The organism is Streptomyces sp. BA2 (assembly GCF_009769735.1).
Taxonomy (GTDB): Bacteria; Actinomycetota; Actinomycetes; order Streptomycetales; family Streptomycetaceae; genus Streptomyces.
In genome coordinates, this window is record NZ_WSRO01000002.1 from 6,281,962 (window position 1) to 6,297,005 (window position 15,044).

Genomic DNA, 15,044 nt, shown 5'->3' on the forward strand with positions numbered 1-15,044 from the left:
GAAATAGATGTCTCACCATCCGGACAGTGGATAGAAACCGCGATCGGGTGGGCGAGACTGGTCCCACTGTAGATGTATGAGAAGTGAGGTCGGATGATGCGTACGCGTCCGCTGAAGGTGGCGCTGCTGGGCTGTGGGGTTGTCGGCTCAGAGGTGGCGCGCATCATGACGACGCACGCCGACGACCTCACGGCTCGGATCGGCGCCCCGGTGGAGCTCGCCGGGGTGGCCGTCCGCCGACCGTCGAAGGTGCGTGAGGGAATCGATCCCTCCCTCATCACCACCGACGCGACCGCGCTGGTCAAACGCGGGGACATCGACGTCATCGTCGAGGTCATCGGCGGCATCGAGCCCGCCAAGACCCTCATCACCACCGCTTTCGAGCACGGCGCGTCCGTCGTCTCCGCGAACAAGGCGCTCATCGCCCAGGACGGCGCCGCGCTGCACGCCGCCGCCGAGGAGCACGGGCGGGATCTGTACTACGAGGCTGCCGTCGCCGGTGCCATTCCGCTGATCCGGCCGCTGCGCGAGTCCCTCGTCGGCGACAAGGTCAACCGGGTTCTGGGGATCGTCAACGGCACCACCAACTTCATTCTCGATGCCATGGACACCACCGGTGCCGGGTACCAGGAAGCCCTCGACGAGGCCACCGCGCTCGGGTACGCCGAAGCCGACCCGACCGCCGATGTCGAAGGGTTCGACGCCGCCGCCAAGGCCGCGATCCTCGCCGGCATCGCCTTCCACACGCGCGTGCGTCTCGACGACGTCTACCGCGAGGGCATGACCGAGGTGACCGCCGCCGACTTCGCGTCCGCGAAGCGCATGGGCTGCACCATCAAGCTGCTCGCCATCTGTGAGCGGGCCGCCCACGGCGGGTCCGTCACCGCGCGCGTGCACCCCGCGATGATTCCGCTCAGCCATCCGCTGGCGTCGGTCCGCGGGGCGTACAACGCCGTCTTCGTGGAGGCGGAGGCCGCAGGTCAGCTCATGTTCTACGGGCCCGGCGCGGGCGGTTCGCCCACCGCGTCGGCCGTGCTCGGCGACCTCGTCGCCGTCTGCCGCCACAAGCTCGGCGAAACCACCGGGCCCGGCGAATCCGCGTACACCCAGCTGCCCGTGAGCTCCATGGGCGAGGTCGTCACGCGCTACCACATCAGCCTCGACGTAGCCGACAAGCCGGGTGTTCTCGCCCAGGTCGCGACGGTCTTCGCCGAGCACGGCGTATCGATCGATACGGTCCGTCAGACGGGCAAGGACGGCGAGGCCTCCCTCGTCGTCGTCACCCACCGCGCGCCCGACGCCGCCCTCACCGGCACCGTCGAGGCGCTGCGGAATCTCGACACCGTGCGTGGTGTCGCCAGCATCATGCGGGTTGAAGGGGAGTAAGCAGCAATGACCCACCAATGGCGCGGAATCATCGAGGAGTACCGGGACCGTCTTCCCGTGTCCGACACGACGCCGGTCGTGACGCTCCGTGAGGGCGGCACGCCGCTCGTGCCCGCGCAGGTGCTCTCCGAGCGCACGGGCTGCGAGGTCCATCTCAAGGTCGAGGGCGCCAACCCGACCGGGTCCTTCAAGGACCGCGGCATGACGATGGCGATCACGAAGGCCAAGGAGGAGGGCGCCAAGGCCGTCATCTGCGCCTCCACCGGCAACACGTCGGCCTCGGCAGCCGCCTATGCCGTACGCGCGGGAATGGTCTGCGCGGTCCTCGTGCCGCAGGGCAAGATCGCGCTCGGCAAGATGGGCCAGGCGCTCGTCTACGGCTCGAAGATCCTCCAGGTCGACGGGAACTTCGACGACTGCCTGAACCTCGCACGCGCCCTCTCCGAGAACTACCCGGTGGCGCTGGTCAATTCGGTCAACCCGTTCCGTATCGAGGGCCAGAAGACCGCCTCGTTCGAGATCGTCGACGCGCTCGGTGACGCCCCCGACATCCACGTGCTTCCGGTGGGCAACGCGGGCAACATCACGGCCTATTGGAAGGGCTACAAGGAGTACGCCGCCGACTCGATCTCGACGCGCACTCCTCGTATGTGGGGCTTCCAGGCTTCCGGTTCCGCGCCCATCGTGCGCGGCGAGATCGTCAAGGACCCGTCGACGATCGCCACCGCGATTCGCATCGGCAACCCCGCGTCGTGGCAGCACGCCCTCGACGCGCGCGACGAGTCGCACGGCTTCATCGACGAGGTGACGGACCGTGAGATCCTGCGCGCCTACAAGCTGTTGGCGTCCCAGGAGGGTGTCTTCGTCGAGCCGGCGTCGGCCGCTTCCGTCGCCGGTCTGCTGAAGGCGGCCGAGCAGGGCAAGGTCGACAAGGGGCAGCGGATCGTCTGCACCGTCACCGGAAACGGCCTCAAGGACCCGGACTGGGCCGTCGCGGGCGCACCGCAGCCGGTCACGGTTCCGGTCGACTCGGCCGCCGCGGCCGAGCGTCTGGGTCTGGCGTAGCCGAATCCGGTCTGGCGCGACCGGCCCGGATCTGGCATAACCGTGCCGGTCGGGGATAACCGCAGCCGGACGGCGGGCATAACCGCCTGGAAAACCCGCAACTCCGCATAGGGGGTGCACAGGGGGCTTACGACACGCATCGTGCGCCTCCTGTGCGCCCTATGTCGCCACAGAACCTTCCTTCGATAGGCTGTACCGAACCCGCCCCGCCGCATATGCCGCGGTGCTGCCGCAGAGCGGCCTTCGGGTAGTGCCTCATCACGTGGCAAGTCCTCAAAAGATCGCAGCTCAAGGAGAGTCATCGAGCGATGGCCGGTCCCGCGTTCCGCGCCGCCGCCGTCCGGGTGCGCGTCCCCGCCACCAGCGCCAACCTCGGCCCGGGCTTCGACGCCCTCGGCCTGTCGCTGGGTCTGTACGACGACGTCGTCGTGCGGGTGGCCGACACCGGACTGAACATCGACATCGCAGGTGAGGGCAGCGAGACGCTCCCGCGTGACGAGTCGCATCTGCTTGTACGTTCCCTGCGTACCGCCTTCGACCTGCTCGGCGGACAGCCGCGCGGGCTCGAAATCGTCTGCGCCAACCGCATTCCGCACGGCCGGGGCCTCGGCTCCTCGTCCGCCGCCATCTGCGCGGGCATCGTCGCGGCCCGCGCCGTGACGATAGGCGGTGACGCCCGGCTCGACGACAACGCCCTGCTGGAACTCGCCACCGAGATCGAGGGCCACCCGGACAACGTCGCCGCCTGTCTGCTCGGCGGCTTCACGCTCTCCTGGATGGACGGGGGAGCCGCGCGGGCGATCAGGATGGAGCCCGCCGATTCCATCGTTCCGGTGGTTTTCGTACCGGGAAAGCCCGTCCTCACCGAGACGGCGCGCGGGCTGCTCCCGCGCACCGTCCCGCACGTCGACGCGGCCACCAACGCCGGCCGGGCCGCACTGCTCGTCGAGGCCCTGACCAGGCGCCCCGAGCTGCTGCTTCCCGCGACCGAGGACCGGCTCCACCAGGAGTACCGCGCACCCGCCATGCCCGAGAGCGCGGCATTGGTCGAGCGCCTGCGCGCGGACGGAGTACCGGCCATGATCTCCGGCGCGGGACCCACGGTCCTCGCGCTGGCCGATGAGAGTGCGGCGGACAAGGTCGCACGCCTTGCGGGAGAGGGCTGGGCGGCCAATCGTCTGGCGCTCGACCCGACCGGTGCGAGCGTGCTGCCGCTCGCTCCTTGACACCTGGTAGCCGGATTAGAGAGGGGGAATGTTTGTTGGATCCGGTAGTGTTAATCTCAAGTCTGCACCCGACCCCACCATGGCGAGGTGCTTCGTGTCCCCGTCCGGGACATCCATCCTTCCGGGAGCCTCCCAAACTGCTCTGTGCCCCGCACTGAGCGGTGCCGAGCACGCTCCGGAACCGGCGTGACCGAGCCGAGTGACACCGCACATCAGTGGCACCTCACCGGGACTCGCCATCACCAGTGAATTCTTCCGCCGCGCGTTGGCGGACCACCGCCCCGGCATGGTCCACACACCAGAGGACCTCCGGACAGCACAACCGGTCGCCGAGCCAGACAGGCCGACGTCCGCTCCAGGGAAGGACCCTTCGTGAGCGACACCACCGATCTGATGGGCGTGACTGCCGACACGCCCGCCACGGACGCCTCTGCGGCGCCTGCCACCGGTGCTTCGGCCGGGTCCCGGCGGCGCCGCGGCACCGGCCTCGATGGCATGGTGCTGGCGGAACTGCAGCAGGTCGCATCCGGCCTCGGTATCAAGGGCACCGCGCGGATGCGCAAGAGCCAGCTGATCGAGGTCATCAAGGAGGCGCAAGCCGGGGGCGGCGCCCCCGCGAAGAGTGCCGCGCCCGCTTCGTCAGCGTCCTCCACGGACACCGAGACGAAGCCCAAGCGCCGTGCCACCTCGAAGGCCCGGACGGGCGAGGACACCGCGGCGAGCTCGGCGAGCGCCGACAAGGCAGCCAAGGCGAGCAAGGCCGACAAGGCCGAGCAGCCCGCCGCCGCCAAGGCCGAAGAGGCCGCCCAGCAGCAGATCGACATCCCGGGCCAGCCCGCGGGTGCCGACAAGGGCGAGCGCCGCCGTCGCCGTGCCACCGCCGACGCGGGCAGCCCCGAAACGGTCACCGCCGAGGCCAAGAGCGAGCCGAAGAACGAGCAGAAGACCGAGGCCAGGACGGACGCGCCGTCCGAGGCCAAGGGCGACGGCTCCGGTGACAACAACGCCGACGGCCGCCGTGAGCGTCGTGACCGCCAGGGCCGTGGCCGCGACCGCGACCGCCGTGGCAACAAGGGCGACGAGCAGCAGGGCGGCAACCGCCAGCAGGGCGGCGGCCGTCAGGACCGCCAGGACCGCGGCGACCGCCAGGACCGTCAGCAGCGGGACCAGCGGGACAACGGCCCGCAGGACGACTTCGACGACGAGGCGGGTGGCCGTCGCGGCCGTCGTGGCCGTTACCGCGACCGCCGTGGCCGCCGTGGGCGCGACGAGTTCGGCGGCGCCAACGAGCCGCAGGTCGCCGACGACGACGTACTGATCCCCGTCGCGGGCATCCTGGACATCCTCGACAACTACGCGTTCATTCGTACGTCGGGTTACCTCCCCGGCCCGAACGACGTGTACGTGTCCCTCGCCCAGGTCCGCAAGAACGGTCTGCGCAAGGGTGACCACGTCACCGGCGCCGTCCGCCAGCCCAAGGACGGCGAGCGCCGCGAGAAGTTCAACGCGCTCGTCCGCCTCGACTCGGCGAACGGCATGGCGGCCGAATCCGGGCGCGGGCGACCGGAGTTCAACAAGCTGACGCCCCTTTACCCGCAGGACCGGCTCCGCCTGGAGACCGACCCGGGCGTGCTCACCACCCGCATCATCGACCTCGTCGCGCCGATCGGTAAGGGCCAGCGAGGCTTGATCGTGGCCCCGCCGAAGACCGGCAAGACCATGATCCTGCAGGCGGTCGCGAACGCGATCACCGTCAACAGCCCCGAGTGCCACCTGATGGTCGTCCTGGTCGACGAGCGTCCGGAAGAGGTCACCGACATGCAGCGGTCGGTGAAGGGCGAGGTCATCTCCTCGACCTTCGACCGTCCGGCCGAGGACCACACCACGGTCGCCGAGCTGGCCATCGAGCGCGCCAAGCGTCTCGTCGAGCTGGGTCACGACGTGGTCGTGCTCCTCGACTCGATCACCCGTCTGGGCCGTGCGTACAACCTGGCGGCCCCGGCCTCAGGCCGCATCCTGTCCGGTGGTGTCGACTCGACCGCGCTCTACCCGCCGAAGCGCTTCTTCGGTGCGGCGCGCAACATCGAGGACGGCGGCTCGCTGACCATCCTCGCGACCGCGCTCGTCGACACCGGTTCGCGCATGGACGAGGTGATCTTCGAGGAGTTCAAGGGCACCGGCAACATGGAGCTCAAGCTCGACCGGAAGCTCTCCGACAAGCGCATCTTCCCGGCGGTGGACGTCGACGCGTCCTCCACCCGCAAGGAAGAGATCCTGCTCAACAGCGAAGAGCTCGCGATCGTCTGGAAGCTGCGCCGGGTGCTGCACGCGCTCGACTCGCAGCAGGCCATCGAGCTGCTTCTCGACAAGATGAAGCAGACGAAGTCGAACGCCGAGTTCCTCATGCAGATCGCGAAGACGACCCCGACGCCGGGCAACGGCAACGACTAGTCCTCGCGCGACGCGCACACGCGAAAGGGCCGCCCCGTCATCCGACGGGGCGGCCCTTCGCGCTGAATGACCTTGGCCACATACCTAAGAGATTCTTACGGTCACGGGCAGTAGCCCAGTGACAGAAAAAACCGCAGGTGAGAAGCGGGAAGCGCGGGAGAGGAGTGCACGATGCGTCACGAGTGAGCGCCCGGGTGCTCACAAAGCGCTGTGCAACCCTTCTTTCGGTTTCCACGTCTGACAAGCGACGACAAACCGCGCCTGACCCTGAAAGCAGGGGGTAACCGACCCGACGAGGACTGAGGAGCACATGACCGACGAGAGCGCACCCGCGGATGCGAAGCCGAAGCGCCCCAAAGGCGGTGGCGGTCGGCGTCGTAAGCCGCGCGACAAGCGCCGCAAGGTCCTCGTCATCACCGCGTGGACCGCGACATCGGTGATCGTCCTCGGCGGTACGGGCCTCGGCTTCGTGTACTTCAAGCTCAACGGCAACATCAAGGGCGTCGACATCAACGCGGCGCTCGGCACGGACCGCCCCGAGAACATCGACAACGGCTCGCAGGACATCCTCGTCCTCGGCTCCGACTCCCGCTCCGGCGACAACGCCAAGTACGGCAAGGACGAGGGCGCCGCCCGCTCGGACACGGCGATGGTCGTGCACGTGAACAAGGGCCACAAGACGGCCAGCGTCGTCTCCATACCCCGCGACACCCTCATATCCCGCCCCGAGTGCAAGACGGACGACGGCGGGACGGACCCGGGCGGACAGCGGCAGATGTTCAACACGGCGTACGAGGTCGGCGGCCCCGCCTGTGCCGTCAAGACCGTGGAGAAGATGTCCGGCATCCGGATGGACCACTACGTGGAAGTGGACTTCTCCGGCTTCAAGAAGCTCATCAACACCCTCGGCGGCGTCGAGATCACCACCAAGAAGGCGATCAAGGACAAGGACAGCCACCTCGACCTGGAGGCCGGCAAGCACCAGCTCACCGGCGAGCAGGCCCTCGGCCTCGTCCGCACCCGGCACGGCGTCGGCGACGGCAGCGACCTCGGCCGCATCCAGCTGCAGCAGGCCTTCATCAAGGCCCTGATCAACCAGGTCAAGGACGTCGGCGTCTTCAGCAACCCGAAGAAGCTCTACGACCTCGCGAACGACGCGACCAGCGCCATCACCACCGACTCCGACCTGAACGACGTCAAGAGCCTGGCGGGCTTCGCGGGCGGCCTCAAGGGCATCGGCGCGGGCGACATGAAGATGGTCACGATGCCCATCCAGTACGACCCGGCGGACCCCAACCGCGTCCTGCCCCTGGAGAAGGCCGACCAGCAGGTCTGGGACGCGCTCAAGGCCGACAAGCCCATCCCCAAGTCCGCCACCGAGAAGTCCGCGGGCGACAAGGGCGACGCGAGCGACGTGGTGACCAGTAACTAGCGGCGTTCTCAGCCCGCGGTACAGCCCCCACCACAGCCCGCCGGGAATAGAACAGAACCCACCCCGGTTTGGGCAGATGCGACCCGTCCTGGCAGACTGGTACGTCGGCCCCGGTTCACGTACGAGCAATCCGCGCGTACGACCCGGTGCCCTCCCGAAACTAGGAGACACCTTGAAGCGCGACATCCACCCCGAGTACTTCGAGACCCAGGTCAGCTGCACCTGTGGCGCCGAGTTCACCACTCACAGCACGATCTCCAGCGGCCGCGTCCGCGCCGAGGTCTGCTCCGAGTGCCACCCGTTCTACACGGGCAAGCAGAAGATCCTCGACACCGGTGGCCGCGTGGCCCGCTTCGAGGCCCGCTTCGGCAAGGCTGCCGCCAACAAGTAGCGAGCCACTGCGCCGGTCTTCGGCCGCCCCCGGGAGGGGGCGGTTGGGACCGGCGCTTTGCCGTCTGATCGCAGCAGCCACCTTCGCGTAGAAACCTTGCGCTGCACCTTCGCGTAGAAAACTCAGGAGACCCCGATGTTCGAGGCGGTCGAGGAACTGATCGGTGAGCACGCCGATCTGGAGACAAAGCTCGCGGACCCCTCGGTCCACGCCGACCAGGCCAACGCGCGCAAGCTCAACAAGCGCTACGCCGAGCTGACCCCGATCGTCTCGACGTACCGCGCCTGGAAGCAGACCGGCGAGGACATCGCGACGGCCCGTGAACTGGCCGCGGAGGACCCGGAGTTCGCCGCCGAGGTCAAGGAGATGGAGAAGCAGCGCGAGGAGATCACCGAGAAGCTGCGGCTCCTCCTGGTGCCCCGCGACCCCAGCGACGACAAGGACGTCATCCTCGAGGTCAAGGCCGGCGCGGGCGGCGACGAGTCCGCGCTCTTCGCCGGCGACCTCCTGCGCATGTACCTGCGGTACGCGGAGCGCGTGGGCTGGAAGACCGAGATCATCGACGCCACCGAGTCCGAGCTCGGCGGCTACAAGGACGTCCAGGTCGCCGTGAAGACCAAGGGCGGCAACGGCGCGACCGAGCCCGGCCAGGGCGTCTGGGCGCGGATGAAGTACGAGGGCGGCGTGCACCGCGTGCAGCGCGTGCCCTCCACCGAGTCGCAGGGCCGGATCCACACCTCCGCGGCCGGTGTCCTGGTGACGCCCGAGGCCGAGGAGGTCGACGTCGAGATCCACGCGAACGACCTGCGCATCGACGTCTACCGCTCGTCGGGCCCCGGCGGCCAGTCCGTCAACACGACCGACTCCGCGGTGCGCATCACGCACCTGCCCACCGGCGTCGTGGCCTCCTGCCAGAACGAGAAGAGCCAGCTGCAGAACAAGGAGCAGGCGATGCGTATTCTGCGCTCCAGGCTCCTTGCCGCGGCGCAGGAGGAAGCGGAGAGCAAGGCCGCGGACGCCCGTCGCAGCCAGGTCCGCACCGTCGACCGCTCCGAGAAGATCCGGACGTACAACTACCCGGAAAACCGGATCTCGGACCACCGTGTCGGCTTCAAGGCGTACAACTTGGACCAGGTGCTCGACGGAGACCTCGACGCGGTCATCCAGGCCTGCGTCGACGCGGACTCCGCGGCCAAGCTCGCGGCAGCTTAAGCACCCGACAACCGCACTGCCCCCCGGAGGACCAGCGTGAACCTGCTGCTCGCGGAAGTGGCCCAGGCCACCCAGCGGCTGGCCGACGCCGGCGTGCCCTCGCCGCGCAACGACGCGGAGGAGCTTGCCGCCTTCGTGCACGGCGTGAAGCGGGGCGAGCTGCACTCCGTCAAGGACTCTGACTTCGACGCCCGCTACTGGGAGACGATCGCGCGCCGTGAGGCCCGCGAGCCCCTCCAGCACATCACCGGGCGCGCCTTCTTCCGCTACCTCGAACTTCAGGTCGGGCCCGGCGTCTTCGTGCCGCGGCCGGAGACCGAGTCGGTCGTCGGCTGGGCCATAGACGCCGTGCGCGCGATGGACGTCGTCGAGCCGCTCATCGTCGATCTCTGCACGGGCTCAGGGGCCATCGCCCTGGCCATGGCGCAGGAGGTCCCGCGCTCGCGCGTGCACGCCGTGGAGCTCTCCGAGGACGCCCTGAAGTGGACGCGGAAGAACGTCGAGGGGTCCAGGGTCAAGCTCTCCCAGGGTGACGCGCGTGACGCCCTTCCTGAGCTGGAAGGCCAGGTCGACCTCCTCATCTCGAACCCGCCGTACATCCCGCTCACGGAGTGGGAGTACGTCGCTCCGGAAGCCCGCGACTACGACCCGGAGCTGTCGCTCTTCTCCGGCGAGGACGGCCTCGACCTGATCCGCGGCATCGAGCGCACCGCACACCGCCTCCTGCGGCCCGGCGGCGTCGTTGTCATCGAGCACGCCGACACCCAGGGCGGCCAGGTCCCGTGGATCTTCACCGAGGAGCGGGGCTGGGCGGACGCGGCCGACCACCCCGACCTCAACAACCGGCCGAGGTTCGCGACCGCCCGCAAGGCGATGCCGTGAGCACCAGCACTTCAAGTCAGCAGTACGTGTACGAGGAGGCCCGTTAGATGGCACGGCGATACGACACCAATGACGCGACCGACCGTACGACCGGTCTGCGCGAGGCCGCGTCGGCCGTCCGCCGTGGCGAGCTGGTCGTGCTGCCCACCGACACCGTCTACGGGATCGGTGCCGACGCCTTCACGCCGGAGGCGTGCGCCGACCTGCTCGACGCCAAGGGCCGTGGCCGCAACATGCCCACGCCTGTCCTCATCGGCTCCCCGAACACGCTGCACGGCCTGGTCACCGACTTCTCCGAGTCGGCCTGGGAGCTCGTCGACGCGTTCTGGCCCGGTGCGCTGACCCTGGTCGCCAAGCAGCAGCCCTCGCTCCAGTGGGACCTCGGGGACACCCGTGGCACCGTCGCGATCCGGATGCCGCTGCACCCCGTCGCCATCGAACTGCTCACCGAGGTCGGCCCCATGGCGGTCTCCTCGGCGAACCTCACCGGGCACCCCGCACCGGAGGACTGTGACGCCGCGCAGGAGATGCTCGGCGACTCCGTCTCCGTGTACCTGGACGGCGGTCCGACGCCGGGCATCGTCCCGTCGTCGATCGTGGACGTCACCGGGAAGGTGCCGGTACTGCTGCGCGCGGGTGCCCTGTCTGCGGAGGAGCTCCGCAAGGTGGTACCCGACCTCGAGGTGGCGAATTGACAGCCCCTGAGACGGGGCGTGGCATAGCGGCTTATCCCGATTCGTTCCGCATCCTCCACGTCAGCACCGGCAATGTGTGCCGCTCGCCGATCACTGAGCGGCTGACCAGGCATGCCCTGGCCGACCGCCTGGGCGATCCCTTCACCGGCGGCCTGATCGTGGAGAGCGCGGGCACGTGGGGGCACGAGGGCGCCCCCATGGAGACCAACGCGGAGGCGGTGCTCGCGGACTTCGGCGCGGACGCCTCCGGCTTCAAAGGACGCGAGCTCCTCGACGAGCACGTCATCCGCGCCGACCTCGTCCTGACGGCGACCCGGGACCACCGGGCGCAGGTCATCTCGATGGGCCACTCGGCGGGGCTTCGCACGTTCACGCTCAAGGAGTTCACGCGGCTCGTGCGGGCCATAGACCCGGCGACGCTGCCCGACCCCGACGGGGGAGTGGTCGAGCGGGCCAGGGCCCTCGTGCGGGCCGCCGCGGCGCTGCGGGGATGGCTCCTGGCACCCACGGCCGAGGCGGACGAGGTGTACGACCCCTATGGGGCGCCGCTGCCGTTCTTCCGCTCGGTGGGCGACGAGATCAACGAAGCGCTCGATCCGGTGGTGACGGCGCTGACGGGCGTGCGGGCCAAGGCTTAAACCTTTCTCTTCGAAAGGCGAGCTGACGCCGCGCGTGCACCGTGTGGCAGGCCTACATTGGAGGGACCCTCAACCCTCGCGAGGCCCGGAGCCCAAGATGCCGGTCAGCACCGCACCCACCGCCGCCCCGACGGCGCCCGCTGACTTCGACGCGCTGCGCCGCGCGGACCCCCAGATGGCGGAGATCCTCCTCGCCGAGCAGGAGCGGCAGGCGTCCTGCCTCCAGCTCATCGCGGCGGAGAACTTCACCTCACCGGCGGTGCTCGCCGCCCTGGGCTCGCCCCTCGCCAACAAGTACGCCGAGGGCTACCCCGGCGCCCGCCACCACGGCGGCTGCGAGCTGGTGGACGTCGCCGAGCGCATCGCCATCGACCGCGCCAAGGCCCTGTTCGGCGCCGAGCACGCCAATGTGCAGCCGCACTCCGGCTCCTCCGCGGTCCTCGCCGCGTACGCCGCCCTGCTGCGCCCCGGCGACACCGTCCTCGCCATGGGCCTTCCGTACGGCGGCCACCTCACGCACGGCTCGCCGTCGAACTTCTCCGGGCGCTGGTTCGACTTCGTGGGCTACGGCGTAGACCCGGACAGCGGCCTCATCGACTACGACCAGGTCCGCGTCCTGGCCCGCTCGCACAAGCCGAAGGCCATCGTCTGCGGCTCCATCGCCTACCCCCGGCACATCGACTACGCGGCCTTCCGCGACATCGCCGACGACGTCGGCGCGTACCTCATCGCCGACGCCGCCCACCCGCTCGGCCTGATCGCCGGGGGAGCGGCCCCGAGCCCCGTGCCGTACGCCGACGTCGTCTGCGCCACGACCCACAAGGTGCTCCGCGGCCCGCGCGGCGGCCTGATCCTGTGCGGGACGGAGCTCGCTTCCCGTATCGACCGGGCCGTGTTCCCCTTCACGCAGGGTGGCGCGCAGATGCACACGATCGCTGCCAAGGCCGTCGCGTTCGGCGAGGCGGAGACCCCGGCCTTCACCGCGTACGCCCATCAGGTCGTCACCAACGCCCGCATCCTCGCCCAGGCACTTGCCGCCGCGGGCTGCGCGATCACCACCGGCGGCACCGACACGCACCTGATCCTGGCCGACCCGGCGCCCCTGGGCATCGACGCACAGACCGCCCGCGGCAGACTCGCCGCCTGCGGCCTCGTCCTGGACACCTGCGCCCTGCCGTACGCCGACGGACGCGGCCTGCGCCTGGGCACCGCGGCCGTCAGCACGCAGGGCATGGGGGACGCGGAGATGGTGCGGATCGCCGGGCTCTTCGCCGACGCGGTGGGTGAGGGATCCAAGGAGGCGAACGACTCGAAAGTACGAGAGGAAGTGCGTGAACTGGTGGGCAGATTTCCGCCGTATACGGCCTAGGTCGGGGTAGACGCGTCAGGGGAAGGCACGTACTCGTGCAACCATCGTCGCTACCCGGAAGTCCCCCATCACATGCACGCAGAGCTAGGGTGTGGGGCTGAGATGGCCAGCGATACCTGTGGGGAAGCCCGTGCGTGAATACCTGCTGACGCTCTGCATCACGGCCGCGGTGACTTACCTGCTGACCGGCCCGGTGCGGAAGTTCGCGATCGTGGCCGGCGCCATGCCGGAGATCCGCGCCCGCGACGTGCACCGGGAGCCCACGCCCCGGCTCGGCGGTATCGCGATGTTCTTCGGGTTGTGCGCCGGTCTCCTCGTCGCCGACCACCTGCCGAATCTGAACGACGTCTTCGAGCGGTCCAACGAACCGCGCGCGCTGCTCTCCGGTGCCGCGCTGATCTGGCTGATCGGCGTCCTGGACGACAAGTTCGAGATCGACGCCCTGATCAAGCTGGGCGGCCAGATGATCGCCGCCGGCGTCATGGTCCTCCAGGGCCTGACGATCCTGTGGATCCCGGTCCCTGGCTACGGCATGGTCCTCCTGGACCAGGGCCAGGGCACGCTCCTGACGGTCGCGCTCGTCGTGATCACCATCAACGCGGTGAACTTCGTGGACGGCCTCGACGGCCTGGCGGCGGGCATGGTGTGCATCGCGGCGACGGCGTTCTTCCTCTACGCCTACCGCCTCTGGTACGGGTACGGCATCGAGGCCGCGGCCCCCGCGACGCTCTTCGCCGCGATCCTCATCGGCATGTGCATGGGCTTCCTGCCGCACAACATCCATCCCGCCAGGATCTTCATGGGGGACTCGGGGTCGATGCTGATCGGCCTCGTCCTCGCGGCGGGTGCGATCTCCGCCACAGGCCAGATCGACGGCGACGCCCTGAAGCTGAACTTCGGCGGCACCCGCGATGCCACGCACGCGATGCTTCCGGTCTTCATCCCGCTCCTGATGCCGCTGACGATCATCGCGATCCCGTTCGCCGACCTGGTCCTCGCGATCGTCCGGCGTACGTGGAACGGCAAGTCGCCGTTCGCCGCCGACCGCGGCCACCTCCACCACCGCCTCCTGGAGATCGGCCACTCCCACAGCCGCGCGGTGCTGATCATGTACTTCTGGTCGGCGCTCATCGGCTTCGGCACGGTGGCCTACTCGGTCCACTCGGCCAGCATGTGGATCTTGTTCGCGATCGTCGCCCTGAGCGCGGTCGGCCTCGTGCTGCTCCTGCTGCCGCGGTTCACCCCGCACATCCCGGGCTGGGCCGAGTCCTTCGTACCGCCGCGTTACCGGCGGCGCGGGAGGGCTGCCGCTGACGTCTCCGCGACGGAGGCGACGGACGAGGGGGACGTGACGGATGTGGCGGCGGGTGACCGTCCTCCGGTCGAGTCAGGCGTCAACGGGGCGACGGCGGTCGGCACCCGCTCGCGCTTCGAGGATCGGCACAAGGCGGAGTCGTCGAGCTGACGGCGGCCGTCAAACTCGCCCAATACCAGACAAGTTGCCGCGCTGCGTGCACATACGCGCGGGTTAACTCTCATGTGTGACGGCGAGCACACCTGGCAGGTAAAGACCTCATCAAATAGTTTGTGATACCGTTCACGAAACCAGGGGATAGAGCCGAAGGACCGTAGTGCGACGGTCCATTGGCCCGAGGGACACTCTCGACCCCGGACTACGCTCGTCCATGACGACACCCTGCCCCCATCAGTAAGCGGAGCGCCGCCATGCCGTCTCAAGACACCCGAACACTCCTTCAGTCCGCCGTACCCACAGCTGCCGCCGGTGTCATCACCGCCGCGGTCAGCGCCGTGGTCGCGGGCGGCAAGGGAGCGCTCGGGGCGGTCGTCGGCACGCTGGTCGTCATCGCCTTCATGGGGCTCGGGATGTTCGTACTCCAACGCACGGCGAAATCGCTTCCGCAGTTGTTCCAGGCGATGGGGCTGATGCTCTACGTCGCCCAACTCCTGCTGCTTCTTGTCTTCGTGGCTCTCTTCAAGGACACCACGTTGTTCAACCCCAAGGCTTTCGCCGTGGGTCTTGTGGTCGCGACCGTCGTGTGGATGGCGTCGCAGGCCCGCGCGTTCATGAAAGCCAAGATCCTTTACGTCGAACCCGACTCCGAGCAGAAGGACAAGCCGGAGAAGTCGGGGTCCTCGACGTGAAGGGTAGGGCCGGGATAAATGCGCGTTCGAGATGCTGCTATCGTCCGGTGCCAACTGCGGCACTGCTGGCGCGGGCATCTGAGCTGACGCCTGCACGTTCGCGAGGCTCGATGCCTGAACGCCGCGCCCACATC

At 69.0% G+C, this 15,044-nt stretch carries 13 protein-coding genes; all 13 read left to right on the forward strand.

The window, feature by feature from the left end; translation table 11 throughout:
• Positions 1 to 93 precede the first annotated feature (93 nt).
• The 13 genes from E5671_RS31245 (at position 94) to E5671_RS31305 (ending at position 14,910) form a co-directional block, all read left to right on the forward strand.
• Positions 94 to 1,386 carry a homoserine dehydrogenase gene (locus tag E5671_RS31245; protein WP_160507221.1) on the forward strand — a complete coding sequence of 431 codons (1,293 nt, stop codon included), beginning with the start codon at positions 94 to 96 and terminating at the stop codon, positions 1,384 to 1,386.
• A gap of 6 nt (positions 1,387 to 1,392) precedes the next feature.
• Positions 1,393 to 2,451: a threonine synthase gene (thrC, locus tag E5671_RS31250; RefSeq protein ID WP_160507222.1), complete on the forward strand. Its 1,059-nt coding sequence runs from the start codon at positions 1,393 to 1,395 to the stop codon at positions 2,449 to 2,451.
• A gap of 308 nt (positions 2,452 to 2,759) precedes the next feature.
• Entirely contained in the window at positions 2,760 to 3,677 is a 918-nt protein-coding gene (thrB, locus tag E5671_RS31255) for a homoserine kinase (protein WP_160507223.1), read from the forward strand.
• A 372-nt stretch (positions 3,678 to 4,049) separates the two neighbouring features.
• The gene (gene rho, locus E5671_RS31260; RefSeq protein WP_160507224.1) at positions 4,050 to 6,128 is read left to right on the forward strand and encodes a transcription termination factor Rho; all 2,079 of its coding nucleotides are present in this window, start codon (positions 4,050 to 4,052) and stop codon (positions 6,126 to 6,128) included.
• A gap of 310 nt (positions 6,129 to 6,438) precedes the next feature.
• Complete coding sequence (locus E5671_RS31265) at positions 6,439 to 7,560, forward strand: LCP family protein (RefSeq protein ID WP_160507225.1); 1,122 nt, start codon at positions 6,439 to 6,441, stop codon at positions 7,558 to 7,560.
• Between the two features lie 172 nt (positions 7,561 to 7,732).
• The gene (rpmE, locus tag E5671_RS31270; RefSeq protein WP_160507226.1) at positions 7,733 to 7,951 is read left to right on the forward strand and encodes a 50S ribosomal protein L31; all 219 of its coding nucleotides are present in this window, start codon (positions 7,733 to 7,735) and stop codon (positions 7,949 to 7,951) included.
• A 135-nt stretch (positions 7,952 to 8,086) separates the two neighbouring features.
• Positions 8,087 to 9,163, forward strand: coding sequence for a peptide chain release factor 1 (gene prfA, locus E5671_RS31275; RefSeq protein WP_160507227.1), 1,077 nt, complete (start codon positions 8,087 to 8,089; stop codon positions 9,161 to 9,163).
• Between the two features lie 36 nt (positions 9,164 to 9,199).
• Complete coding sequence (gene prmC / locus E5671_RS31280) at positions 9,200 to 10,045, forward strand: peptide chain release factor N(5)-glutamine methyltransferase (protein ID WP_160507228.1); 846 nt, start codon at positions 9,200 to 9,202, stop codon at positions 10,043 to 10,045.
• A 47-nt stretch (positions 10,046 to 10,092) separates the two neighbouring features.
• The gene (locus tag E5671_RS31285) at positions 10,093 to 10,740 is read left to right on the forward strand and encodes an L-threonylcarbamoyladenylate synthase (RefSeq protein WP_055543563.1); all 648 of its coding nucleotides are present in this window, start codon (positions 10,093 to 10,095) and stop codon (positions 10,738 to 10,740) included.
• Positions 10,737 to 11,378, forward strand: coding sequence for an arsenate reductase/protein-tyrosine-phosphatase family protein (locus E5671_RS31290; protein WP_160507229.1), 642 nt, complete (start codon positions 10,737 to 10,739; stop codon positions 11,376 to 11,378). The genes E5671_RS31285 and E5671_RS31290 overlap by 4 nt, the downstream gene beginning before the upstream one ends.
• A gap of 97 nt (positions 11,379 to 11,475) precedes the next feature.
• Complete coding sequence (gene glyA / locus E5671_RS31295) at positions 11,476 to 12,747, forward strand: serine hydroxymethyltransferase (RefSeq protein WP_160507230.1); 1,272 nt, start codon at positions 11,476 to 11,478, stop codon at positions 12,745 to 12,747.
• 130 nt (positions 12,748 to 12,877) lie between these two features.
• Complete coding sequence (locus tag E5671_RS31300) at positions 12,878 to 14,212, forward strand: MraY family glycosyltransferase (RefSeq protein WP_160507231.1); 1,335 nt, start codon at positions 12,878 to 12,880, stop codon at positions 14,210 to 14,212.
• Positions 14,213 to 14,472: 260 nt separating this feature from the next.
• Positions 14,473 to 14,910, forward strand: coding sequence for a hypothetical protein (locus E5671_RS31305; RefSeq protein WP_160507232.1), 438 nt, complete (start codon positions 14,473 to 14,475; stop codon positions 14,908 to 14,910).
• The last annotated feature ends 134 nt before the right edge of the window (positions 14,911 to 15,044 follow it).

What these genes read in the sequence shown, in the direction of transcription:
- E5671_RS31245 (WP_160507221.1), top strand. Translation starts at nt 94, where the DNA reads ATGATGCGTACGCGTCCGCTGAAGGTGGCGCTGCTGGGCTGTGGGGTT.
- thrC (WP_160507222.1), top strand. Translation starts at nt 1,393, where the DNA reads ATGACCCACCAATGGCGCGGAATCATCGAGGAGTACCGGGACCGTCTT.
- thrB (WP_160507223.1), top strand. Translation starts at nt 2,760, where the DNA reads ATGGCCGGTCCCGCGTTCCGCGCCGCCGCCGTCCGGGTGCGCGTCCCC.
- E5671_RS31265 (WP_160507225.1), top strand. Translation starts at nt 6,439, where the DNA reads ATGACCGACGAGAGCGCACCCGCGGATGCGAAGCCGAAGCGCCCCAAA.
- prfA (WP_160507227.1), top strand. Translation starts at nt 8,087, where the DNA reads ATGTTCGAGGCGGTCGAGGAACTGATCGGTGAGCACGCCGATCTGGAG.
- E5671_RS31285 (WP_055543563.1), top strand. Translation starts at nt 10,093, where the DNA reads ATGGCACGGCGATACGACACCAATGACGCGACCGACCGTACGACCGGT.
- glyA (WP_160507230.1), top strand. Translation starts at nt 11,476, where the DNA reads ATGCCGGTCAGCACCGCACCCACCGCCGCCCCGACGGCGCCCGCTGAC.
- E5671_RS31305 (WP_160507232.1), top strand. Translation starts at nt 14,473, where the DNA reads ATGCCGTCTCAAGACACCCGAACACTCCTTCAGTCCGCCGTACCCACA.